Below are 20,000 nucleotides of genomic sequence, written 5' to 3'. Positions count from 1 at the left end.
CCGGTTCGATGTAGGCGTTGTCGTTGCCCAGCGCGAGCGACTGGGCGTCGCCCAGTGCTTCCTGAAATTTGGTGGTGAGTTTGTCTTGTCGCATGGTGGTATTCCTGCATCCAAAATAGGGCCGTTCGGGCACGATTCAAGGCTGTCCGCCATTACCTGCAGACCGGGGCAACCCGGGCACGGGTATTGCACAAGATCCCTTTCCTTGCCCGTAGGCATTTCTCTCTCTCGAATGGAGTCGATCATGGTTTTTTCAATGCAGCGCGTTCAACCGGTGCGCCGGGCGATCAGCGCGGGCGTCTTTCTGGCAGCTGTAGGCCTGTCCAGCCTGTCGGGTCTCGCGCAGGCGCAGAGCGGCACCCCCATCCGGCTGCTGGTGGGCTTTCCGGCCGGCGCGGGCACCGACGCGATCGCGCGCACGCTGGGCGAGAAGCTCAAGGACGTGCTGGGCGTGCCCGTGGTGGTGGAAAACCGCGCGGGCGCGGGCGGGCAGATTGCGGCCACCGTGCTGAAGTCTTCGCCGGCCGACGGCCACACGCTGTTCCTCTCGCATGACCACACCATCTCGATCCTGCCGCAGGTCATCAAGAACCCGGGCTTCAACCCCGCCACCGACTTCGTGCCCGTGGCCGGCTTCGCGACCTTCGCCAACGTGCTGGCGGTGTCGGGCGGCACGCCCGCCAAGACCATGGACGAGTACGTGAAGTGGGTCCGCACGCAAAAGGGCGGCAAGGAAACCATCGGCATCCCGGCACCGGCCTCGATTCCCGAGTTCCTGGTGAAGATGATCTCGGACAAGTACAAGATCGACGTGCAGCCCGCGCCCTACCGCGGCAGCGCGCCCATGACGGCCGACATGCTGGGCAACCAGATCACCGCGGGCATCGCCTCGGTGCCGGACTTCATCGAGAACCACAAGGCCGGCAAGGTGCGCATCGTGGCCTCCATCGGCGCCAAGCGCCAGGCCGTGATTCCGAACGTGCCGACCTTCACCGAACTGGGCTTCGCGAACCTGGACGACCTGCCCTACTACGGCATCTTCGCGCCGGTGGGCACGCCGCAGCCGATCATCGACAAGTACGGCGACGCGCTGCAGAAGGTGCTGGCCATGCCCGACGTGAAGCAGAAGCTCACCACGATGGGGCTGACGGTGGGCTACGAGCCGCAGGGCCAGTTCGCGGGCCGCGTGCGCACCTACACGCAGGCCTGGGAAAAGATCATCCAGGCCAGCGGGTTCAAGCCGCTGTAAAGGAAGCCTCTCAGGCGTTCGGGGCGCTGATGCCCCAGCGCGCGAGCGCCGCGTCGTCGGCCACGCGCGCATCGACCCAGCGGGCGCCTTCGGGCGTCTGCTCTTTCTTCCAGAACGGCGCCTGGGTCTTCAGGTAGTCCATCAGGAACTCGCAGGCCTCGAAGCTCTGAGCGCGGTGCGCCGACACCACCGCCACCATCATGATCTGGTCCAGCGGCTGCAGCAGGCCCACGCGATGGACCACGCGCGCGCCGAGGATGTCGAAGCGCCTGACCGCCTCGTCGATCATGGCCTCGATGGCCTTCTCGGTCATGCCGGGGTAGTGCTCCAGCTCCATCGACGAGACGCTGCTGCCGTCGTTGCGGTCGCGCACCGTGCCCACGAAAGTGCACACCGCGCCCACGCGCGTGTCGCCGGCGCGCAACGCGGCGACCTCCTGTGCCAGGTCGAAATCTGCTGTCTGGATCGAAACACGTGCGCCGCTCATGCCGGAATTGTGGCACCGGGATAAACTGCCGCGATGCCTTGCCTCCCCACATCCTTCATGGTGCCCTCGCACCCCGAAGGCCGTGGTGCGCGCCAGGGCTGCAGCAAAGCCAAAAAACCAAAGCTCGTCTGACCGGAGCCGAGGTTCCGTCGTCGGATGAGCGACGGAACCTGCACAAAGGCTTTGGCCCCTCTTGGGTTGCGCGCGCATCGGACGGTGGTTCTTTCCATCGGTCGATTCCTGAAAGGAAACCCGCGTGCCTCTACAACTCGACACCACATCCCCAACCTCCTCCACCGCGCCTGATTTCTCCGGCTTCTGGGTGGCGCTCGTCACCCCGTTCCGGGACGGTGCGGTCGACCACGCCGCGCTTGCCGCCCTGACCCGCCGCCTCGCCGAGGACGGCGTGACCGGCTTCGTGCCCTGCGGCTCGACCGGCGAGGCCGCCGCGCTCGACGAGGCCGAACAGCTCGCCATGCTCGACACGGTGCTGGGCGCGGCGGGCGGTTTGCCGGTCGTCATGGGCATTTCGGGTTACCACCTGGGCAAGGCCACGGCCTGGGCCCGCAAGCTCTCGGAACGCCCGCTGGCGGGCCTGCTGGTGGCCGCGCCGCACTACGTGCGCCCCTCGCAGGTCGGCCTGCTCGAATGGTTCCACGCCATCGCCGACGCCAGCACGGTGCCTATGCTGGTCTACGACATTCCCTACCGCACCGGCGTCACCATCGCCCGCGACACGCTGCTGGCGCTGGCCGCGCACCCGCGCATCCACGCCATCAAGGACTGCGGCGGCGACATGGCCAAGACGCGCGCGGTGATTGCCGACGGCCGGCTGCAGGTGCTGACGGGCGAAGACCACCAGATCTTCGCAACCATGGCCGAAGGCGGCGCGGGCGCCATAGCGGCCAGCGGCAACGTGCAGACGCGCCGCTTCGTGCAGCTGGTGCGCCTGCTGGCGGACAACCGCCTGGCCGAGGCGCGTACCGAATGGCAGGCGCTGCAGCCGCTGGTGGAGATGCTGTTTGCCGAACCCAACCCCGGCCCGCTGAAGGCTTTGCTCGCGCACACGGGCCAGATGCAGGACGAGCTGCGCTCGCCGATGACCCGTGCGTCCAACGGCCTGCGCGAGCGCCTGGTGGCGCTCGACGCCCGGCTCAACCGCCCGTGACGGGCGGGAAGAAAGCCACTTCGCAGTCGTCGCCCAGCGCGGCGGCTTCGTCGCTCATGAGCTGGTCGAGCGCCATGCGCACCGCCTTGCCGCGTGCCAGCGCGGTGGCGTAGGCGCCGCCGCGCGCGATGAGTTCGTCGCGCAATGCCGCGAGCGTGGCGGCCTGCGTGTCGACGGTTTCGCCGCTGCTGGAAAGCGCCTCGCGCACCGAGGCGAAATAACGGATCCGGACTTTCATGGCGCGGTTCAGCCGAGCAGCGAGGCGAAGGGAATGAAGTCGACGGTGTCGCCCGACCGGATGGTGTGGCCCGCCGGGTTGTCGACCACGCCGTCGCCCCAGACCATCGACGTCAACACGCCCGAGCTCTGGTTGCCGAACAGCTCGAGCCCGCCCGCCGCGTTGCGCCGCGCGCGCAGGAACTCGCGGCGCTTGTCGGCGCGCAGCCAGTCGAAATCGGCGCGCATCTGCACCGCTTCGGGCGCGACCCGCGTGGCGCCCTGCAGTGTCAGCAGGAAGGGCCGCACCAGCATCAGGAAGGTCAGGAAGCTCGACACCGGGTTGCCGGGCAGCCCCGTCACATGGCAGGCGCCCTGCCCGTTGCCGCGCGCGATGGAACCATAGGCAAAGGGCTTGCCGGGCTTCATCGACAGCGACCAGAGTTGCAGCTCGCCGAGCGACTGCAGCGCCGCGCGGATGTGGTCTTCCTCGCCGACGGAGACCCCGCCGGTCGTGATGATCAGGTCGCTGCTTTCGGCCGCGTCGCGCAGCGCCGCGATGGTCGCCTCGCGGTTGTCGGGCACGATGCCCAGGTCGTTCACCTCACAGCCCAGGCGGTGCAGCAAGGCGCGCATGAAGAAGCGGTTCGAGTTGTAGATCGCGCCGGGCTTCATGGCGTCGGGCGTGACTTCGCCGGGCATCACCAGCTCGTCGCCGGTCGAGAGCATGGCCACGCGCGGCTTGCGCGCGACCTGCAGGCGGTCGAAGCCCACGCTGGCGGCAAGGCCGAGCGCGGCGGGCGTGAGGCGCTCGCCCTGCCTGAGCACGACGTCGCCCGAAGCCACGTCTTCGCCCGCGCGGCGCACCCACTGGCCGGCGGCCGGCACGATGGCGATGCGCACCGAGCCCAGGCTGCCTTCCTGAGGCGTGGCCGCGGTGTCTTCCTGCATCACGACCGCGTCGGCGCCTTCGGGAATCTGCGCGCCCGTGAAGATGCGCGCCGCGGTGCCCACCGCCAGCGCGGTGCCGACGGTGCCCGCGGGAATGCGCTGCGCCACGGCCAGTTCGGCGCCCGGCGCGGCGCAGTCGGCCACGCGCACGGCGTAGCCGTCCATCGCGCTGTTGTCGCGCGGCGGCACGGTGAGGCCCGAGACCAGGTCCTGCGCCAGCACGCGGCCGTCGGCGTCGAAGGTGCCGACGCTTTCGGCGGGCAACACCGGCGTGGCCTTCGCGAGCAGGACCGCGATGGCTTCGTCGAGCGGCATCAGCGGCGGGCGCAGCGAAGAGGCCGAAAAAGGAACGGGAGCGGGAACGGGTGTGTCAGCCATGGTGTTCGGGGTTGTATTCGAAGCGCTCGCCGCTGTCGATCAACCACTTCGCAATGGCCTCGGCGTCGTTGAGGTCGAACAGCGGCCGCTCGGTGGGCGACGGCAGGCTGGCGGGGTCGTCCGTGGCAATGGCGGTGACGAAGGGATCGTCGACGTAGAGCACCGGGCGCGACGGCTCGCTGCCCTCGGGCTGGCGCCAGATCTCGATCTTCAGCACGTCGCTGTGCCGGAAGCCCTCGACCAGCACCCAGTCGGCGGCCGGGTGCACCTCGGCCAGCAGCTGGTGCACATCGAGTTCCACCGGCACCTCGAACTCGCGCATGACCGCGAGCCGCTTGTCGGACGCCACCACCACCTCGAAGGCACCGGCCTCGCGGTGGCGGTAGGTGTCCTTGCCGGGATGGTCGATGTCGAACTTGTGGTGCGCGTGCTTGACCACCGACACGCGCTGGCCGAGCTGCTTGAGCGCCGGAATGAGGCGCTCCAGCAGCGTGGTCTTGCCCGCGCCCGAATAACCGGCGAAACCGACGACCTTCATGCGGGGGCGCGACCGGGGTCAGTCACAGTTTTCGGCGATGTAGGCCTTCACGGCCTCGGCGTCGGCCGGCAGCTTCACGACGCGCTTGGGCAGCGCCTCGATGCCTTCGAACTTCTTCGGCCGCGCGGGTTCCTCGCCCAGCGCCTCGACCAGCGTGGCGGCGAACTTGATGGGCAATGCGGTCTCCAGCACCACCATCGGCACGCCCGGCGCGAGCTGTTCGCGCGCGGCCTTCAGGCCGTCGGCGGTGTGCGGGTCGACCAGCGTGGCAAAGCGCTTGTCGGTGTCGCGGATGGTGGCCAGGCGGTCGGCGTGCGTGCTGCGTCCGCTCTTGAAGCCGAAGCGCCCGGCGGCCTGCTCGAACACCGGGTCGGTGCTCAGGTCGAAGCTGCCCTGCAGGCCCAGGTCTTCCACGAACAGCTTGCGCAGCCTGGCGGCGTCGCGCCCGACCAGGTCGAACACGAAGCGCTCGAAATTGCTGGCCTTGCTGATGTCCATCGACGGGCTCGAGGTCTCGTGCGTGTCGACCGACGCGCGCACGCGGTAGACGCCGGTGCGGAAGAACTCCTCGAGCACGTCGTTCTCGTTGGTGGCGACCACCAGCGTCTGGATCGGCAGGCCCATCATGCGTGCCACGTGGCCCGCGCAGACGTTGCCGAAGTTGCCCGAGGGCACCGTGAAGCTCACGGGCTTGTCGTTGCCCGCCGTGGCCTGGAAGTAGCCCGCGAAGTAGTAGACGACCTGCGCCAGCAGGCGCGCCCAGTTGATCGAGTTGACCGTGCCGATGCGGTACTTGCGCTTGAAGGCCAGGTCGTTCGACACCGCCTTGACGATGTCCTGGCAGTCGTCGAACACGCCAGTGATGGCGATGTTGTGGATGTTCTCGTCCTGCAGGCTGAACATCTGTGCCTGCTGGAACGGGCTCATGCGGCCGTCCGGCGAGGTCATGAACACGCGCACGCCCTTCTTGCCGCGCATGGCGTACTCGGCCGCGCTGCCGGTGTCGCCGCTGGTCGCGCCCAGGATGTTGAGCTCCGCGCCGCGGCGGGTCAGTTCGTACTCGAACAGGTTGCCCAGCAGCTGCATCGCCATGTCCTTGAAGGCCAGCGTGGGGCCGTTGGACAGGGCTTCGAGGTACACGCCGTCTTCGAGCTCGCGCAGCGGCACGATCTCTTCGGAGCCGAACACGTCGGCGGTGTAGGTCTTCGCGCAGATCGCCTTCAGGTCGGCCGGCGGAATGTCGTCGATGTAGAGCGAGAGGATCTCGAACGCCAGCTCGGCGTAGGGCAGCGCGCGCCATTTGGCGAGCGTGGCGGTGTCGACCTGCGGATATTGCTCGGGCAGATAGAGGCCGCCATCGGGCGCGAGGCCTTCGAGGAGGATTTCGCAGAAGCGCTTGCGGTCGGGGTGGCCGCGGGTGCTCAGGTAGTTCACAGGATATTCCTAGAGACCGATTCCATAGTGACGGATATCAAGCCAGAAGCGAGAGCCGATCAAGGCCAACAGACCGAAGAAAAGAACGACGTAGTGCAATGCCCGGTATTCGACATTGTCCGTCGCATCGAGCGCGCAGAAGTAGGCCCAGGCTGCCAGGAAGCTGCCCGCCCCATTGAGCGCAAGTTGCCACCATCCGAGGCTCGCGAACAGCGCCAGCACGACCAGCACCGCGAACCAGAACGCCAGGTGCCAGCGAGGAAGCTCCACGTGCGCGAAGCGGAGCAACCCGACCAGCGCGAAGGTGGCGATCAGCGTGGGCACACCGGCGTTCCACGACGGTCAGGACAGCTCTTCCTTGCGGATGCGCACGATGGGTTCGAGCACGGTCGGCAGCGCCTGCAGCTCGGCCATGACGTCGTTGACGGTGCCCTCGCGCGCGTCGTGCGTGAGGATGATGAGGTCGGTCTGCGTGGAGCCTTCGCCGCCCACTTCGTCGGCTTCGCGCTGCAGCACGGCGTCGATGCTGATGCCGGCGGTGGCGAGCAGGCCCGTCACCTTGGCGAGCACGCCGGCCTGGTCGGCCACGCGCAGGCGCAGGTAGTAGCTGGTGACGACTTCGGACATGGGCAGCACCTTCAGGTCGCTCATGGCGTCCGGATGGAAGGCGAGGTGCGGCACGCGGTGCGCGGCGTCGGCGGTGTGCAGGCGGGTGATGTCGACCAGGTCGGCGATCACGGCGCTGGCGGTCGGCTCGCTGCCGGCGCCCTTGCCGTAGTACAGCGTGGTGCCCACGGCATCGCCGTGCACCACCACGGCGTTCATTGCGCCTTCGACGTTGGCCAGCAGGCGCTTGGACGGCACGAGCGACGGATGCACGCGCAGCTCGATGCCCTTGGCGGTGCGCTTGGTGACGCCCAGCAGCTTGATGCGGTAGCCCAGCTGTTCGGCGTACTTGATGTCCTGCGCGGCGAGCTTGGTGATGCCTTCGATGTGGGCCTTGTCGAACTGCACCGGAATGCCGAAGGCGATCGCGCTCATCAGCGTGACCTTGTGGCCGGCGTCCACGCCTTCGATGTCGAAGGTCGGGTCGGCTTCGGCGTAGCCCAGGCGTTGCGCTTCCTTGAGCACGGTCGCGAAGTCCAGGCCCTTATCGCGCATCTCGGACAGGATGAAGTTGGTGGTGCCGTTGATGATGCCGGCCAGCCACTGGATGCTGTTGGCCGTGAGGCCTTCGCGCAGCGCCTTGATGATCGGGATGCCGCCGGCCACCGCGGCCTCGAAGGCCACCATCACGCCCTTGGCGTGCGCGGCCGCGAAGATCTCGGTGCCGTGCACCGCGAGCAGCGCCTTGTTGGCGGTGACCACGTGCTTGCCGGCCGCGATGGCTTCGAGCACGAGTTGCTTGGCGATGCCGTAGCCGCCGATGAGCTCGATGACGATGTCGATGTCGGGGTTGGCGATGATCTCGCGCGCATCGGCGACCACCTTGACGCCTTCACCGGCCACTTCGCGGGCGCGGGCGGTGTCGAGGTCGGCCACCATGGTGATCTCGATGCCGCGGCCGGCGCGGCGCTTGATTTCTTCCTGGTTGCGCTGGAGCACCTTGAAGGTGCCGCTGCCGACCGTGCCTGCGCCGAGCAGGCCTACTTGGATGGGTTTCATTGGGGGAGTCGCACTCGTTGCGTTCATGGTTTGGATGGGGTGGCGGACGGCGTGGCGTTCACGACGCGGCTGACGTAGCGAGGCAAGTTCCAGGCGCCGCCGGGAAAGTCGCGGCACAGGCTGTCGATGGTGGCGCCGGTTCGCACGAAGCCCTTGCCGTCGAAGTGCCAGGTTTCGCTCGACACGCAGTCGCCGATGCCGCGGACCCTCATGACGGAGGAGACGCTGGCGTCCTTGTCGTCGAAATCGCCGTTGGCTTCGAGGGCCGATGGCGCATAGGGCGGCTTGTCGCTGGCGATCCAGAGCTGGCTGGTGGAGTTGTAGGCACCCACGCTGCATTCCAGCGACAGCAGGACCTTGCTGTCGGTCAGGCGGTGGACCTGAAGCGACTTCGCTTGCACCGCGTCCATGCTGTTGCAAGGGCCGTCGGCTTCGCTCAACTTGAGAGAGGGAAAGATGCGCGCCGCCAGGGCATCGTCGCCGGGGCGCGCCTTGACGGGCTTGAGCGCATTGACGACGGGCATCGGCAGCGCCGCCAGCACGGAGGATTCGGGCTTGCCGCCGCGGCGCACCAGCGCGCCCGGCGTGTCGACGCGGCCCTGGGCTTCGTCCATCTTCAACAGCACGGCGTTGAGGCCGGACAGCGAGAGCACCCGCTTCTTGCCGCCACCGGCCGTGAGGGTGGCATCGTCGCTCTTGAGGAGTTCGGGCAGCACGGTGCGGACCTGGTTGGCGTCGAGGCTGGGAGAACCACCCTCGAGGCCGGACACGGTGGCCTTGCCGACCTTCAGGCGCAACGGGCCCTTGAGCTCGTCTTCGCCGCCAGCTTGCAGCGCGATGTCGACCGTGGTGCCGGGCCCGGCCTTGCGGGTGATGCGCATCGACACCGGCTCGCCGTCCTGCTGGTAGCCGGCTGCGCGGCAGGTGCGCGTGTTGTCGCAGGCCAGTTCCCAGTCGTTGTGCGAGAAGGAAACGGGCGCCTTGTCGGCGGCGGCCGCAGAAAGCGCAGACAGCGCGGCAAGCGACAGGGCGGCAGCGACGCAGGCCGGCTTCATGGGCGCGTCTTGCGGCGCAAGCGGTACTGCTCCAGGAACTTCGCGATGCGGTTGATGGCCTCGCGCAGATCGTCCTCATGGGGCAGGAACACGATGCGGAAGTGGTCGGGCGTGGCCCAGTTGAAGCCGGTGCCCTGCACCAGCATCACGCGGGTTTCCTTCAGCAGCTCGAGGAAGAACTGGCGGTCGTCCTCGATCGGGTAGACCTCGGGGTCGAGCTTGGGGAACATGTAGAGCGCGGCGCTGGGCTTGACGCAGCTCACGCCGGGAATGGCGGTGATGAGCTCGTAGGCCAGGTCGCGCTGGCGGCGCAGGCGGCCGCCATCGCACACGAGGTCGTTGATGCTCTGGTAGCCGCCGAGCGCCGTCTGGATGGCCCACTGGCCGGGCACGTTGGCGCACAGGCGCATGTTCGAGAGCATGTTCAGGCCCTCGATGTAGTCCTGCGCACTGCGCTTGTCGCCCGACACCACGAGCCAGCCGGCGCGGTAGCCGCACGAACGGTAGCTCTTGGAAAGCGAATTGAAGGTCAGCGTGAGCACGTCGCTCGACAGGCTGGCGATGGCGGTGTGCTTGACACCGTCGTACAGCACCTTGTCGTAGACCTCGTCGGCGAAGATCACCAGGCCGTGCTCGCGCGCGATGGCCACGATGCTCTTCAGCAGATCGTCGGAATACAGCGCGCCGGTCGGGTTGTTCGGGTTGATGACCACGATGCCCTTGGTGCGCGGCGTGATCTTGGCGCGGATGTCGTCCAGGTTGGGCATCCAGCCATTGGCCTCGTCGCACAGGTAATGCACGGGGGTGCCGCCGGACAGGCTGGTGGAGGCGGTCCACAGCGGGTAGTCGGGGGCCGGGAGCAGCAGCTCGTCGCCGTCGTCGAGCAGCGCGTTGGTCGACATGGCGATCAGCTCGCTGGCGCCGTTGCCGAGGTAGATGTCGTCGAGCGTGACGCCCGTGATGCCCTGCTTCTGCGTCTCATGCATCACCGCCTTGCGCGCGGCGAAGACGCCCTTGCTGTCGGAGTAACCGGCGGAAATCGGCAGGTTGCGCGCCATGTCCTGCTGGATTTCCTCCGGGGCATCGAAGCCGAACACGGCGAGGTTGCCGATGTTGAGCTTGATGATCTTCTGGCCGTCCTCTTCCATCTGCTTGGCGGCGTCCATGATGGGACCGCGGATGTCGTAGAGGACGTTGGCCAGCTTGGCCGATTTCTTGAGCTGCTTCAAAGGGCCCTCCCGGGCTCGGGTTAACGGGTTGCTTACTCGGAGTTACAGGCCCGGAGGGCCACGTCTGGAAAAAGCCCTTGCGAGGGCTCGTGTCACTAGGGAAAACCTATAATTTGACCACAGTTCCCAGTGCACAGATGAAGCTCCAGCCCGACAAATCCGACGCCCAATCCCTCACCGCACACGGCCCCGGCTGGGTGGCGATCAACAACGAAAAGGTCGAAGGCAGCGTGGTCGTCGGCTCACGCGGCGAGCGCTTCGCCTGGGATTGTTCGAGCTTCGAGCAGATCGGGCCGGAACATTTCGCGCAACTGGCCTCGCTGGGCGCGGAATTGATCATTTTCGGCAGCGGAAGCCGAATCCGGTTCCCCCAGCCCGCATGGCTGCGGCCACTGATGGCGCAACGCACCGGCGTGGAGACCATGGACACCGCCGCGGCCTGCCGAACCTACAACATCCTGGCCGGCGAAGGCAGGCATGTCATCGCTGCCCTGCTCGTCGAGAGCCCGGCGGCTGACTGAGGCGGGTGTTTTCGGGGTAAAATACTGGGTTGCGAACAGGCCCGCTACCCCAAAGTTAGCAACGACCAATCCTTCATTCTTCGAGCAAGCCCGTCTGAAAACGGTGCGAGAGGGCTCGAAGACGGAATCTAACGGAGAAAACAAGTTTCATGGCGATCGTTGTCAACAAACCCATTCCTGAATTCGACGCCAACGCCACGGGCGGCCTCAAGGTCTCGAATACCTCGCATCTCGGCCACGTGCTGGTCATGTACTTTTACCCGAAAGATAACACTCCGGGCTGTACCACCGAAGCGATGCAATTCCGCGACCGCTACAAGGACTTCGAAAAGGCAGGGGCCACGGTGTTCGGCGTTTCGCGCGACAACATGAAGTCGCACGACGAGTTCAAGGCCAAGCTCGAACTCCCCTTCGAGCTCATTGCCGATACCGAAGAGAAGATGTGCCACATGTTCGGCGTGGTCAAGAACAAGATCATGTACGGCAAGAAGGTCAAGGGCATCGAGCGCAGCACCTTCCTGATCGGCGCCGACGGCATCCTGAAGGCCGAATGGCGCGGACTCAAGGTCCCGGGCCATGTCGACGACGTGCTCAAGGCTGTCAAGGCCCTCAAGAAGGCCGCCTGACGGCCGCGGCGGGCGAACAGCTCGCCGGTCCGGCGCTTTGGCAGCGCTGCGTGGGGAATGCCCAACGCAGCGCGTAAAGAGCAGCCGGGCCGTCATCCGGGGTGTGCATAATGGCCTCATGCCGTTGAGCTCCACGACCGCATCCCCCGAACAAAGCCGCCTTGGTCTACAGGCGGCTTTTTCGTTTTCTGGTTCCTACTTTCTGCGAGCGATCTGACACATGCCATTGCCTCCCGCCCCCACGAAACGCGCTGCATTGCTCTCGCCGGACGCGATCGACGCGCCCGCCCGGTCCTCGCACAGGGGCTCGCGCCGGTCCGGCGAAGAGCGTGCTGACGATGCCGGTTCGCGCGGCCCGCAGCCGCTGGAACTGTTCGACAACCTCGGCGCCGAAGGCGGCGGCGAAACCGCCCGTCCGTCGCGCCGGGCCAAGGCCAAGGCCAAACCGGTGCCCGTGCCCGTGCCCGCGTCCACACCCGCGCCCGTGCCGGTGAGCGCGCCGCAGCAGCCCGTGGCCATCCAGGTCGAGACGCGCGTGCCCACGCTCTCCCCGGCCGCGCCCGCCCCTGCCCCGGTGGCCGCACCGCAGGCCCCGGCCCGCACCAAGCGCAGCAAGTCCACCGGACCGGCCAAGCTGTTCGTGCTCGACACCAACGTGCTGCTGCACGACCCGATGTGCCTGTTCCGCTTCGAGGAACACGACATCTTCCTGCCGATGATCGTGCTGGAAGAGCTCGACGGCCACAAGAAGGGCACCACCGAAGTCGCACGCAATGGCCGCCAGACCAGCCGCACGCTCGACGCGCTGGCCGGTGCGCAGGACGCCGACATCGACAAGGGCCTGAAGCTCGACACCACCGGCCACCGCGAGGCCGGCGGCAGGCTGTTCTTCCAGACCGCCCCGCTCGACTACTCGCTGCCGGTCAGCCTGCCGCAGGGCAAGGCCGACAACCAGATCCTGGGCGTGGTGCAGGCACTGCGCGACGAGTACGCCACCGACAAGCCCGGCAAGCCCAGGCAGGAAGTGGTGCTGGTGTCCAAGGACATCAACATGCGCGTCAAGGCGCGCGCGCTGGGCCTGGCCGCCGACGACTACCAGAACGACAAGACGCTGGAAGACGGCGACCTGCTCTACGCGGGTTCGCTGGCACTGCCGGCCGACTTCTGGACCCGCCAGAGCAAGACCGTGGAGAGCTGGCAGAGCGGCAGCAACACGTTCTACCGGATCAGCGGTCCGCTGGTGCCCAACCTGTACATCAACCAGTTCGTGTACTTCGAGGCGCCCGGTGAACCGAGCATGTACGCGCGCGTCACCGAGATCCGCGACAAGACCGCGGTGCTCAAGACGCTGAAGGACTACAGCTCGGGCAAGAACGCCGTGTGGGGCGTGAACACCCGCAACCGCGAGCAGAACTTCGCGATGAACCTGCTGATGGACCCCGAGATCGACTTCGTCACGCTGACCGGCACCGCCGGCACCGGCAAGACCCTGATGGCGCTGGCCTCCGGCCTCACGCAGGTGCTCGACGACCGCCGCTACACCGAGATCATCATGACCCGCGCCACCGTGAGCGTGGGCGAGGACATCGGCTTCCTGCCCGGCACGGAAGAAGAAAAGATGGGCCCCTGGATGGGCGCGCTGGACGACAACCTCGAGTTCCTGGCCAAGGGCGACGGCGGTGGTGCCGGCGAGTGGGGCCGCGCGGCCACCAACGAGCTGATCCGCAGCCGCATCAAGGTCAAGAGCATGAACTTCATGCGCGGGCGCACCTTCCTCAACAAGTACGTGATCATCGACGAGGCGCAGAACCTCACGCCCAAGCAGATGAAGACGCTGATCACCCGTGCCGGCCCCGGCACCAAGATCATCTGCATGGGCAACCTGGCGCAGATCGACACGCCGTACCTGACGGAAGGCTCCTCGGGCCTGACCTTCGCGGTCGACAAGTTCAAGGGCTGGCCGCACGGCGGGCACATCACGCTGGCGCGCGGCGAACGCTCGCGCCTGGCCGATTTCGCCAGCGACGTGCTCTGACGACCCGACTGCCGACCCGTCCGCTCGCCAGTTCTCGACCTGCAAGAAGCCCGCATGCTCGCAAGAGCATCGCGGGCTTTTTTTCGCCCGCCGTGACAGGCTCCTGACAACACGTTGTCAGGAGGCGGGTCGCACCATCGGGGCTCCTTCAACCGACACGAAAGAGAGTCCCCATGTACAAGCAGAACGTCATCAGCTGGTTCGAGATCCCGGTCGCCGACATCGACCGTGCCCAGGCCTTCTACGAGACCGTGCTGGGCCGCAAGCTGCGCCGCGAGAACATCGGCGGCGAGACGCTGGCCATCTTCCCGTACGACAAACCCGCCACGGGCGGCGCCCTGCAGGCCGGCGCCAGCGCCAGCGCGCGCGCCGGCACCGGCATTCGCATCTACCTCGACTGCATGCCCGGCATCGATGCCGTGCTCGCGCGCATCGAGGCCGCCGGCGGCCAGATCGTGGCGCCCAAGTCCGCATTGCCGCCCGGCATGGGTTTCATCGCCCACATGCGCGACACCGAAGGCAACGAAGTCGGCCTGCACGCCCTCGACTGAGCCACAGCCATGACGCAGCGCAACTGGATCGCCGTGGCCAGCGCCGAACACGCGCGCCGCGGCCGCGACCACCGCCCGCTCGGCTTCATGCAGGCCTGCCATGGCAAGCACGCGCCTCTCAAGCGGATTTCGGGCGGCGACCGTGTCGTCTACTACTCGCCGGCCACGGTGTTCAGCGGCACCGACAAGCTGCAGAGCTTCGTGTCGATCGGCATCGTGCAAACTGGCGCGCCCTACGAGTTCGACATGGGCAACGGCTTCGTCCCGTGGCGCCGCGACGTGGCCTACACGGGCGCGCACGAGGCGCCGATCGCGCCGTTGATCGAGCGCCTCGCCTTCATCGAGAACCCGAAGCTGTGGGGCTATAAATTCCGCTTCGGCATGTTCGACGTCGGCGACGACGACATGAAGCTGATCGCCCAGGCCATGAAGGCCGACCTGAAGACACTGGCACTTTGAAGAGAACAGAACACATGGAACCCATCCGCCAACACCACGACGCCTTCCGCGTCGCGGGCCTCACGGAACGCACCACCAACCGCGAGGAAAGCATCCCCGCAACCGCCCGGCTCGGTGCGCTGTGGGGCCGCTTCTTCGGTGAACAGACCTACGCGTCGACGCCGCACCGCAACGGCGACACCCGCATCTTCGGCGTGTACTCGGCCTACGAATCCGACGCCAACGGCGCCTTCGACGTGACGGCCGGCGTCGCAGTGACCAGCGGCGAAGGCAGCGTGGCCATCGAGGCCGGCGACTACCTCGTCTTCACCGGCCAGGGCGAGATGCCGCAGATGGTCATCGCCACCTGGCAGCGCATCTGGCAGTATTTCGAGGCGCACCCGACAATCGCGCGCCGCTACCGCAGCGATTTCGAAGCCTACGAAGGGCCCGACAAGGTGGCGATCCACATCGGAGTTGCATGAGCCTCAAGAAGAGCTGGCACGACAGGCTGGCCAGCTACCCTCACCTGCCGAGCGTCAGGGCGATTCCCGCCGCCTTGCGCCCCAGGCATGGCGAGGGCACGATCGCCACGCCGTCGCCGCGGGAAGTGGAAGCCGCCATGCGCAGCATTCCCGAGGGCCGGCTCGTCACCGTGATGGGCATCGGCCAAGACATTGCGGTGCGCCACGAGGCCACCATCGGCTGCACCGTGACCACGGCGATCTTCGCGCACATGGTCGCGCATGCGGCCGAAGAAGCACCGGCGCAGCAAGGCCGCCAGACGCCCTACTGGCGCACCCTCAAGATCGGCGGCGAACTCAACCCCAAGTACCCCGGCGGCATCGACGCGCAGATGTCCAAGCTCGAGGCCGAAGGCCACACCGTCGTGCAGCGCGGCAAGCGCTACTTCGTCGAAGACTTCGCGAAGAAGCTCACGGGAACCCGCTGATGCGCCGCGCCGACCGACTCTTCCAGCTCGTCCAGCTCATCCGCGGCCGCCGCCTGACCACGGCCGCCTTCCTCGCGCAGCGCCTGGAGGTGTCCGAGCGCACCGTGTACCGCGACGTGGCGGACCTGCAGCACCAGGGCGTGCCCATCGAGGGTGAGGCCGGCGTGGGCTACCGGCTGGGCGCGGGCTTCGAATTGCCGCCGCTGATGTTCACGCAGGACGAGGCTTCGGCGCTCGTGGCAGCGGCGCGGCTCGCGCAAAGCTGGGTCGATCCGGCGCTGGCGCGCGACATCGAGACCGGGCTGGGCAAGATCCTGTCGGTGCTGCCGCCGGCGGCCCGTGTGTCGGCCGAAGCGCTGGCCCTGTACGCGCCCGCGCTGGGCCTGGACCACACCCTGCGCGCGCGGCTGCAGACGTTGCGCGAGGCCGTGCAGTCGCACAACAAGCTGCGGCTGCAGTACCGCGACGTGTCGGGCGATGCCAGCGAGCGCACGGTGCGGCCGCTCGGCTGCTTCTACTGGGGGAAGGTGTGGACGCTGTCGACCTGGTGCGAACTGCGCAACGACTTCAGGGGCTTCAGGCTCGACCGCATGGATGCGATCGAACTGCTGGTGGAGCGCTTTCGCGACGAACCGGGCAAGACGCTGGCCGACATGCTGCGGCAGTTGAAAGCCGAAACCGCGCACGGCAAGGTCGTGCCGCAGAACCCCGCCGACGCACCGCCCTGGAATGCCGGCGGGCCGCGCTGATTGCGCTGAGCGCGCTGAGCGCGCTGAGCGCGTTGACCGCGTTGACCGCGGTCAGTATTCGTCATTGTTGCTGTAGCCGACCAGGTTCTCGAACTTGGTGATCGGCTTCAGGAAGGCGAGCTTGATGGTGCCTGTGGGCCCGTTACGGTGTTTGCTGATGATCACCTCGGCCACGCCCGGCTCCTTCGACTCCTTGTTGTAGTAGTCGTCGCGGTAGATGAACATGATGATGTCCGCGTCCTGCTCGATGGCGCCGGACTCGCGCAAGTCGCTCATCATGGGGCGCTTGTCGGTGCGGCTTTCGACGCCGCGGCTGAGCTGCGACAGCGCGATCACCGGGCACTTCAGTTCCTTGGCCAGCATCTTCAAACCGCGCGAGATTTCGCCCACGGCCGTGGCGCGGTTTTCGTCGCCGGAGCTGCTGGTCGACATGAGCTGCAGGTAGTCGACCACGATCAGGCCCAGCCGTCCGTACTGACGCGCGAGCCGGCGCGCATTGGCGCGAAGTTCGCTGGTCGAGAGGCCCGGCGTCTCGTCGATGTGCAGCGACACCGTGCGCAGCTTCTCGATGGCTTCGGTCAACCGCGGCCACTCTTCGTCGCTGAGCTTGCCGGTGCGCAGGTGGCCCTGGTCGATGCGGCCGATGGAGCCCACGATACGCACCGCCAGCTGGGAGGCGCCCATTTCCATGGAGAACACTGCCACCGGCAGCCCCTCTTCGAGCGCCACGTGCTCGGCGATGTTGATCGCGAGCGAGGTCTTGCCCATCGACGGACGCGCGGCCAGCACGATCATGTCGCCGGGCTGCAGGCCCGAGGTCATCTTGTCGAAGTCGTGGAAACCGGTGCGAACGCCCGTGATGTCGTTCGGGTTCTCGGCCATCTCGGTCACGCGGTCGAGCAGCTCGACCACCAGGGCGTCCATGCTCTGGAAGCCCTGCTTCATCCGCGTGCCTTCTTCGCCGATGTTGAAGATCTTCTGCTCGGCCTCGTCCAGGATCTTGTCGACCGCCTTGCCTTGCGGGTTGAAGGCGTTGGTCGCGATCTCGTCGCTGGCGGAGACGAGCTTGCGCAGGATCGAGCGCTCGCGCACGATTTCCGCGTAGCGCCGGATGTTGCTCGCGCTGGGCACGTACTGCGCCAGCGAGTTCAGGTAGACCAGTCCGCCGATGTCGTCGGCCTTGCCGAGGTTCTGCAGCTGCTCGTAGACCGTGATCACGTCGGCCGGCTTGCTGGCATTGATCAGCCCGCCGATGGCAGCGTAGATCAGCTTGTGTTCGTGGCGGTAGAAGTCGCCGTCGACCAGCAGGTCGCCCATGCGGTCCCACGCGCCGTTGTCGAGCAGCAGGCCGCCGAGCACGCTCGACTCGGCCTCGATGGAGTGAGGCGGAATGCGGAGTTGGGCAACCTGGCGATCGGCCGACGGGGCATTGTCGGCATAGGAGAAAACGGCGGACATGGACTTCCCTTGCAACCCTGCATGCTAAGCCGCGCACGCGCGTGCGTGTGTGGACAAGGTTGTGAATAAACGGTGATCTTCCAGTGCAACGGGCTGGAAAACCTGGGCACAAAAAAAGAAAAGCCGCCCGAGGGCGGCTTCTGCAGCAGCGCACAAGGCGCTGGGAGCGATCAGGCGGTTTCGCCGTAGACCGTCACGTTGATGTCGACCACCACGTCGGTGTGCAGCGCAACGCTCACGCTGCTGTCGCCAACAACCTTGATCGGGCCGTTGGGCAGGCGAACTTGCGCCTTGACAACCTTGTAGCCTTGCTTGTTCAGCTCTTCGGCGATGTCGCCGTTGGTGACCGAACCGAACAGACGGCCGTCCACGCCAGCCTTTTGCGTCAGCTTGATGGTCGTGCCACCGAGCTTTTCGCCTTGGGCTTGCGACTCGGCCAGCTTGGCGGCCGCAGCCTTTTCGAGTTCGGCGCGCTTGGCTTCGAATTCGGCCTTGTTGGCAGCGGTGGCGCGGCGGGCCAGGCCCGTCGGGATCAGGAAGTTGCGTGCGTAGCCGTCCTTGACCTTGACGATATCGCCCAGACCACCGACGTTGACAACCTTGTCCAGAAGAATGATTTGCATGTTCTCGACTCCTTAGACGCGGTGCTGGTCGCTGTACGGCACCATGGCCAGGAAGCGCGCGCGCTTGATGGCGGTGTTCAGCTGGCGTTGGTAGATCGCGCGCGTGCCGGTCAGGCGTGCGGGGATGATCTTGCCGTTTTCGCTGATGAAGTCACGCAGCGTGTCGATGTCCTTGTAGTCGATTTCTTCGACGCCAGCGACGGTGAAGCGGCAGAAGCGCTTGCGCTTGAACAGCAGCGACTGGGTGTTGCGCTTCGGGCGCTTGTCTTTGTTGAATTTCTTGAACGTGGCCATGATGGACCTCTCGAAAAATTAATCTTGCTGGAAGTCCTGCACATGCAGGACCGGATGCTTGCCGTTGCCCGGTGTGGCGAGAAAACCCTGGAAACGCCAGAGACTTCCCATCGACTGCCTTGCGAGCCGTTCGGCGATGGCGCCGAAGGCAACGGCCTTGAGGGCCGTCTTCACCTGCCGGGGTTTGCCTGCCTCCTGGAGCGTCGACTCGTGTTCGAGCTTCAGGTCGATGGCGGGCAAGCCGGCTGGCGTGTATCGCAGGACTCCGAGTTCGGCAACCGAGGCGCTCAGCAGCAGCTGATTGACCCCTGTTGCCGCAGCGGCGGCATTCACACCATCAGTTGTTGTTGGCGGCGTATTCGGCCTGCTGAGCCTTGCGGGCTTCTTCGCGCTCGACCGTCTTCATCATCGACGAAGGACCGGTGTCGGCCTTCTTCTTCTGAACGGTCAGGTGGCGCAGCACGGCGTCGTTGAACTTGAACGCGTGTTCCAGTTCGCCCATCACGGCTTGTTCAGCTTCGATGTTGACGCACAGGTAGTGAGCCTTGTTGAGCTTGTTGATCTGGTATGCCAGCTGACGGCGGCCCCAGTCTTCAACGCGGTGGATCTTGCCGCCGCCGGCCGTGATCAGGCCCTTGTAGCGCTCCAGCATGGCCGGAACTTGTTCGCTCTGATCCGGGTGGATCAGCAAAATGATTTCGTAGTGACGCATGGCACTCCTTGTGGATTCTTCCGAAGAAGAGGGAAAAGCCACCTGCAGCGTCTGGCGCAGTGTGGCAAGGCAAAGCCGGCGATTATAGCCCTGGATTTGCCATCCCGGCAAGGGTGCTCAGTCGTTGAGTGCCCTGTCCAGCGCCGCGGCCTTCTCCGGCCCGACGGCGGCCCGGATCTTCGGCGCCAGCGCCGCAAGGTCTTCGTAGCTGGTGGTGCCCTCGACCTGCAGGTTGAGCCGGAAGCCCATCAGGCCGAGGCTGCCCGTGAGCTGCGTGGCGATCGGGTAGGCGTCCTTGTAGCGCTGCTGCTTGCTGCGGCCCGAACCACCCGCTGTCCCCGCGGCTGCAGGTGCAGGTGCAGGCGCGGATGCGACCGCGGGTGCAGGTGCGGCAGGCTTCGGAATCTCGGGAACGGGCGCGACCGGCGCGGCTACAGGCTTGCCGCCCATCGGCGCCAGCACGCCCAGTTCGACCATCTGCTCGATATCTTCCGCGGTGATGCCCATGCCCGCGGCGACCACGTCATCGACCGAGCGCTTGCCGTCGAACAGGATGAACGCCGAGCGCTGGCGCGGCGTGAGCGGCACCGAGCGGTCCTTGAGGACCTGATGGCCGACGTCTGTCTTGACAAGAATCATGCTGGTGTCCCCCGCGAGCTGCCGGGATGCGC

The 20,000-nt window shown here is 66.5% G+C and carries 25 protein-coding genes; 10 read left to right on the top strand and 15 right to left on the bottom strand.

What is annotated here, in order from left to right:
- Positions 1 to 244: 244 nt before the first annotated feature.
- Positions 245 to 1,249 carry a Bug family tripartite tricarboxylate transporter substrate binding protein gene (locus BM013_RS08220; RefSeq protein WP_093125083.1) on the top strand — a complete coding sequence of 335 codons (1,005 nt, stop codon included), beginning with the start codon at positions 245 to 247 and terminating at the stop codon, positions 1,247 to 1,249.
- 10 nt (positions 1,250 to 1,259) lie between these two features.
- Here the strand turns inward: BM013_RS08220 and BM013_RS08215 are convergent, their stop codons facing one another.
- The gene (locus tag BM013_RS08215; protein ID WP_093125080.1) at positions 1,260 to 1,736 is read right to left on the bottom strand and encodes a molybdenum cofactor biosynthesis protein MoaE; all 477 of its coding nucleotides are present in this window, start codon (positions 1,734 to 1,736) and stop codon (positions 1,260 to 1,262) included.
- A 256-nt stretch (positions 1,737 to 1,992) separates the two neighbouring features.
- On the opposite strand from BM013_RS08215, the gene dapA reads away from it, so the two are divergent.
- Complete coding sequence (gene dapA / locus BM013_RS08210; RefSeq protein WP_093125078.1) at positions 1,993 to 2,904, top strand: 4-hydroxy-tetrahydrodipicolinate synthase; 912 nt, start codon at positions 1,993 to 1,995, stop codon at positions 2,902 to 2,904.
- Here dapA and BM013_RS08205 read toward each other — a convergent pair.
- Genes BM013_RS08205 through BM013_RS08170 form a run of 8 tightly spaced genes read right to left on the bottom strand, consistent with a single transcriptional unit; the run spans position 2,891 to position 10,370 of the window.
- Positions 2,891 to 3,142 (bottom strand): MoaD/ThiS family protein, encoded by a 252-nt coding sequence (locus BM013_RS08205; RefSeq protein ID WP_093125075.1) that lies wholly within the window; start codon positions 3,140 to 3,142, stop codon positions 2,891 to 2,893. The two genes, dapA and BM013_RS08205, sit on opposite strands and share 14 nt — an antisense overlap.
- 8 nt (positions 3,143 to 3,150) lie before the next feature.
- The gene (gene glp / locus BM013_RS08200) at positions 3,151 to 4,449 is read right to left on the bottom strand and encodes a molybdopterin molybdotransferase MoeA (protein WP_093125073.1); all 1,299 of its coding nucleotides are present in this window, start codon (positions 4,447 to 4,449) and stop codon (positions 3,151 to 3,153) included.
- On the bottom strand, positions 4,442 to 4,987 hold the full coding sequence (gene mobB, locus BM013_RS08195) for a molybdopterin-guanine dinucleotide biosynthesis protein B (protein ID WP_093125070.1): 546 nt from the start codon (positions 4,985 to 4,987) through the stop codon (positions 4,442 to 4,444). Before mobB ends, glp begins: the two co-directional genes overlap by 8 nt.
- An 18-nt stretch (positions 4,988 to 5,005) precedes the next feature.
- Positions 5,006 to 6,421 carry a threonine synthase gene (gene thrC, locus BM013_RS08190; RefSeq protein ID WP_093125067.1) on the bottom strand — a complete coding sequence of 472 codons (1,416 nt, stop codon included), beginning with the start codon at positions 6,419 to 6,421 and terminating at the stop codon, positions 5,006 to 5,008.
- Positions 6,422 to 6,430: 9 nt separating this feature from the next.
- The gene (locus tag BM013_RS08185; protein ID WP_093125064.1) at positions 6,431 to 6,745 is read right to left on the bottom strand and encodes a response regulator; all 315 of its coding nucleotides are present in this window, start codon (positions 6,743 to 6,745) and stop codon (positions 6,431 to 6,433) included.
- An 18-nt stretch (positions 6,746 to 6,763) separates the two neighbouring features.
- Positions 6,764 to 8,086 (bottom strand): homoserine dehydrogenase, encoded by a 1,323-nt coding sequence (locus tag BM013_RS08180; protein WP_093125062.1) that lies wholly within the window; start codon positions 8,084 to 8,086, stop codon positions 6,764 to 6,766.
- 23 nt (positions 8,087 to 8,109) lie between these two features.
- Entirely contained in the window at positions 8,110 to 9,141 is a 1,032-nt protein-coding gene (locus BM013_RS08175) for a DUF1176 domain-containing protein (RefSeq protein WP_093125060.1), read from the bottom strand.
- On the bottom strand, positions 9,138 to 10,370 hold the full coding sequence (locus BM013_RS08170; protein WP_093125057.1) for a pyridoxal phosphate-dependent aminotransferase: 1,233 nt from the start codon (positions 10,368 to 10,370) through the stop codon (positions 9,138 to 9,140). Before BM013_RS08170 ends, BM013_RS08175 begins: the two co-directional genes overlap by 4 nt.
- Positions 10,371 to 10,507: 137 nt before the next feature.
- Here BM013_RS08170 and BM013_RS08165 point away from each other — a divergent pair, with 137 nt between their 5' ends.
- The 8 genes from BM013_RS08165 (at position 10,508) to BM013_RS08130 (ending at position 16,242) form a co-directional block, all read left to right on the top strand.
- Complete coding sequence (locus BM013_RS08165; protein WP_093125054.1) at positions 10,508 to 10,891, top strand: Mth938-like domain-containing protein; 384 nt, start codon at positions 10,508 to 10,510, stop codon at positions 10,889 to 10,891.
- Between the two features lie 149 nt (positions 10,892 to 11,040).
- Positions 11,041 to 11,517, top strand: coding sequence for a peroxiredoxin (locus BM013_RS08160; RefSeq protein ID WP_007830801.1), 477 nt, complete (start codon positions 11,041 to 11,043; stop codon positions 11,515 to 11,517).
- Positions 11,518 to 11,737: 220 nt separating this feature from the next.
- On the top strand, positions 11,738 to 13,552 hold the full coding sequence (locus BM013_RS08155) for a PhoH family protein (RefSeq protein WP_093125052.1): 1,815 nt from the start codon (positions 11,738 to 11,740) through the stop codon (positions 13,550 to 13,552).
- Between the two features lie 173 nt (positions 13,553 to 13,725).
- Complete coding sequence (locus BM013_RS08150; RefSeq protein ID WP_093125049.1) at positions 13,726 to 14,103, top strand: VOC family protein; 378 nt, start codon at positions 13,726 to 13,728, stop codon at positions 14,101 to 14,103.
- Between the two features lie 9 nt (positions 14,104 to 14,112).
- The gene (locus tag BM013_RS08145) at positions 14,113 to 14,562 is read left to right on the top strand and encodes an EVE domain-containing protein (protein ID WP_093125046.1); all 450 of its coding nucleotides are present in this window, start codon (positions 14,113 to 14,115) and stop codon (positions 14,560 to 14,562) included.
- 14 nt (positions 14,563 to 14,576) lie between these two features.
- Positions 14,577 to 15,026, top strand: coding sequence for a GyrI-like domain-containing protein (locus BM013_RS08140; RefSeq protein ID WP_177206369.1), 450 nt, complete (start codon positions 14,577 to 14,579; stop codon positions 15,024 to 15,026).
- Complete coding sequence (locus BM013_RS08135; protein ID WP_093125041.1) at positions 15,023 to 15,493, top strand: MGMT family protein; 471 nt, start codon at positions 15,023 to 15,025, stop codon at positions 15,491 to 15,493. The genes BM013_RS08140 and BM013_RS08135 overlap by 4 nt, the downstream gene beginning before the upstream one ends.
- Complete coding sequence (locus tag BM013_RS08130; RefSeq protein ID WP_093125039.1) at positions 15,493 to 16,242, top strand: helix-turn-helix transcriptional regulator; 750 nt, start codon at positions 15,493 to 15,495, stop codon at positions 16,240 to 16,242. Before BM013_RS08135 ends, BM013_RS08130 begins: the two co-directional genes overlap by 1 nt.
- A gap of 51 nt (positions 16,243 to 16,293) precedes the next feature.
- On the opposite strand, the gene dnaB is transcribed toward BM013_RS08130, so the two are convergent.
- The 6 genes from dnaB to BM013_RS08100 form a co-directional block, all read right to left on the bottom strand.
- Positions 16,294 to 17,700, bottom strand: coding sequence for a replicative DNA helicase (gene dnaB / locus BM013_RS08125; protein ID WP_093125036.1), 1,407 nt, complete (start codon positions 17,698 to 17,700; stop codon positions 16,294 to 16,296).
- A gap of 170 nt (positions 17,701 to 17,870) precedes the next feature.
- A complete protein-coding gene (rplI, locus tag BM013_RS08120) occupies positions 17,871 to 18,323 on the bottom strand; it encodes a 50S ribosomal protein L9 (RefSeq protein WP_093125033.1) in 453 nt (150 codons plus the stop codon).
- A gap of 12 nt (positions 18,324 to 18,335) precedes the next feature.
- The gene (rpsR, locus tag BM013_RS08115; protein ID WP_007830781.1) at positions 18,336 to 18,617 is read right to left on the bottom strand and encodes a 30S ribosomal protein S18; all 282 of its coding nucleotides are present in this window, start codon (positions 18,615 to 18,617) and stop codon (positions 18,336 to 18,338) included.
- A gap of 18 nt (positions 18,618 to 18,635) precedes the next feature.
- Positions 18,636 to 18,950 carry a primosomal replication protein N gene (gene priB / locus BM013_RS08110; RefSeq protein ID WP_093125031.1) on the bottom strand — a complete coding sequence of 105 codons (315 nt, stop codon included), beginning with the start codon at positions 18,948 to 18,950 and terminating at the stop codon, positions 18,636 to 18,638.
- A gap of 4 nt (positions 18,951 to 18,954) precedes the next feature.
- A complete protein-coding gene (rpsF, locus tag BM013_RS08105; RefSeq protein WP_093125029.1) occupies positions 18,955 to 19,329 on the bottom strand; it encodes a 30S ribosomal protein S6 in 375 nt (124 codons plus the stop codon).
- 117 nt (positions 19,330 to 19,446) lie between these two features.
- Positions 19,447 to 19,968, bottom strand: coding sequence for a hypothetical protein (locus BM013_RS08100; protein ID WP_093125023.1), 522 nt, complete (start codon positions 19,966 to 19,968; stop codon positions 19,447 to 19,449).
- Between the last annotated feature and the right edge of the window lie 32 nt (positions 19,969 to 20,000).

Source organism: Variovorax sp. OK605 (assembly GCF_900115445.1).
In the GTDB taxonomy this organism is placed as follows: Bacteria; Pseudomonadota; Gammaproteobacteria; order Burkholderiales; family Burkholderiaceae_C; genus Variovorax.
Note: the sequence above shows the minus strand (reverse complement) of the source record. Positions and strands in the feature narration are given on the sequence as shown.

Coding starts and splice junctions, on each gene's coding strand:
- BM013_RS08220 (WP_093125083.1), top strand. CDS start 245: ATGGTTTTTTCAATGCAGCGCGTTCAACCGGTGCGCCGGGCGATCAGC.
- BM013_RS08215 (WP_093125080.1), bottom strand. CDS start 1,736: ATGAGCGGCGCACGTGTTTCGATCCAGACAGCAGATTTCGACCTGGCA.
- BM013_RS08205 (WP_093125075.1), bottom strand. CDS start 3,142: ATGAAAGTCCGGATCCGTTATTTCGCCTCGGTGCGCGAGGCGCTTTCC.
- glp (WP_093125073.1), bottom strand. CDS start 4,449: ATGGCTGACACACCCGTTCCCGCTCCCGTTCCTTTTTCGGCCTCTTCG.
- mobB (WP_093125070.1), bottom strand. CDS start 4,987: ATGAAGGTCGTCGGTTTCGCCGGTTATTCGGGCGCGGGCAAGACCACG.
- BM013_RS08180 (WP_093125062.1), bottom strand. CDS start 8,086: ATGAAACCCATCCAAGTAGGCCTGCTCGGCGCAGGCACGGTCGGCAGC.
- BM013_RS08175 (WP_093125060.1), bottom strand. CDS start 9,141: ATGAAGCCGGCCTGCGTCGCTGCCGCCCTGTCGCTTGCCGCGCTGTCT.
- BM013_RS08165 (WP_093125054.1), top strand. CDS start 10,508: ATGAAGCTCCAGCCCGACAAATCCGACGCCCAATCCCTCACCGCACAC.
- BM013_RS08160 (WP_007830801.1), top strand. CDS start 11,041: ATGGCGATCGTTGTCAACAAACCCATTCCTGAATTCGACGCCAACGCC.
- BM013_RS08155 (WP_093125052.1), top strand. CDS start 11,738: ATGCCATTGCCTCCCGCCCCCACGAAACGCGCTGCATTGCTCTCGCCG.
- BM013_RS08150 (WP_093125049.1), top strand. CDS start 13,726: ATGTACAAGCAGAACGTCATCAGCTGGTTCGAGATCCCGGTCGCCGAC.
- BM013_RS08145 (WP_093125046.1), top strand. CDS start 14,113: ATGACGCAGCGCAACTGGATCGCCGTGGCCAGCGCCGAACACGCGCGC.
- BM013_RS08140 (WP_177206369.1), top strand. CDS start 14,577: ATGGAACCCATCCGCCAACACCACGACGCCTTCCGCGTCGCGGGCCTC.
- BM013_RS08135 (WP_093125041.1), top strand. CDS start 15,023: ATGAGCCTCAAGAAGAGCTGGCACGACAGGCTGGCCAGCTACCCTCAC.
- BM013_RS08130 (WP_093125039.1), top strand. CDS start 15,493: ATGCGCCGCGCCGACCGACTCTTCCAGCTCGTCCAGCTCATCCGCGGC.
- dnaB (WP_093125036.1), bottom strand. CDS start 17,700: ATGTCCGCCGTTTTCTCCTATGCCGACAATGCCCCGTCGGCCGATCGC.
- rplI (WP_093125033.1), bottom strand. CDS start 18,323: ATGCAAATCATTCTTCTGGACAAGGTTGTCAACGTCGGTGGTCTGGGC.
- rpsR (WP_007830781.1), bottom strand. CDS start 18,617: ATGGCCACGTTCAAGAAATTCAACAAAGACAAGCGCCCGAAGCGCAAC.
- rpsF (WP_093125029.1), bottom strand. CDS start 19,329: ATGCGTCACTACGAAATCATTTTGCTGATCCACCCGGATCAGAGCGAA.
- BM013_RS08100 (WP_093125023.1), bottom strand. CDS start 19,968: ATGATTCTTGTCAAGACAGACGTCGGCCATCAGGTCCTCAAGGACCGC.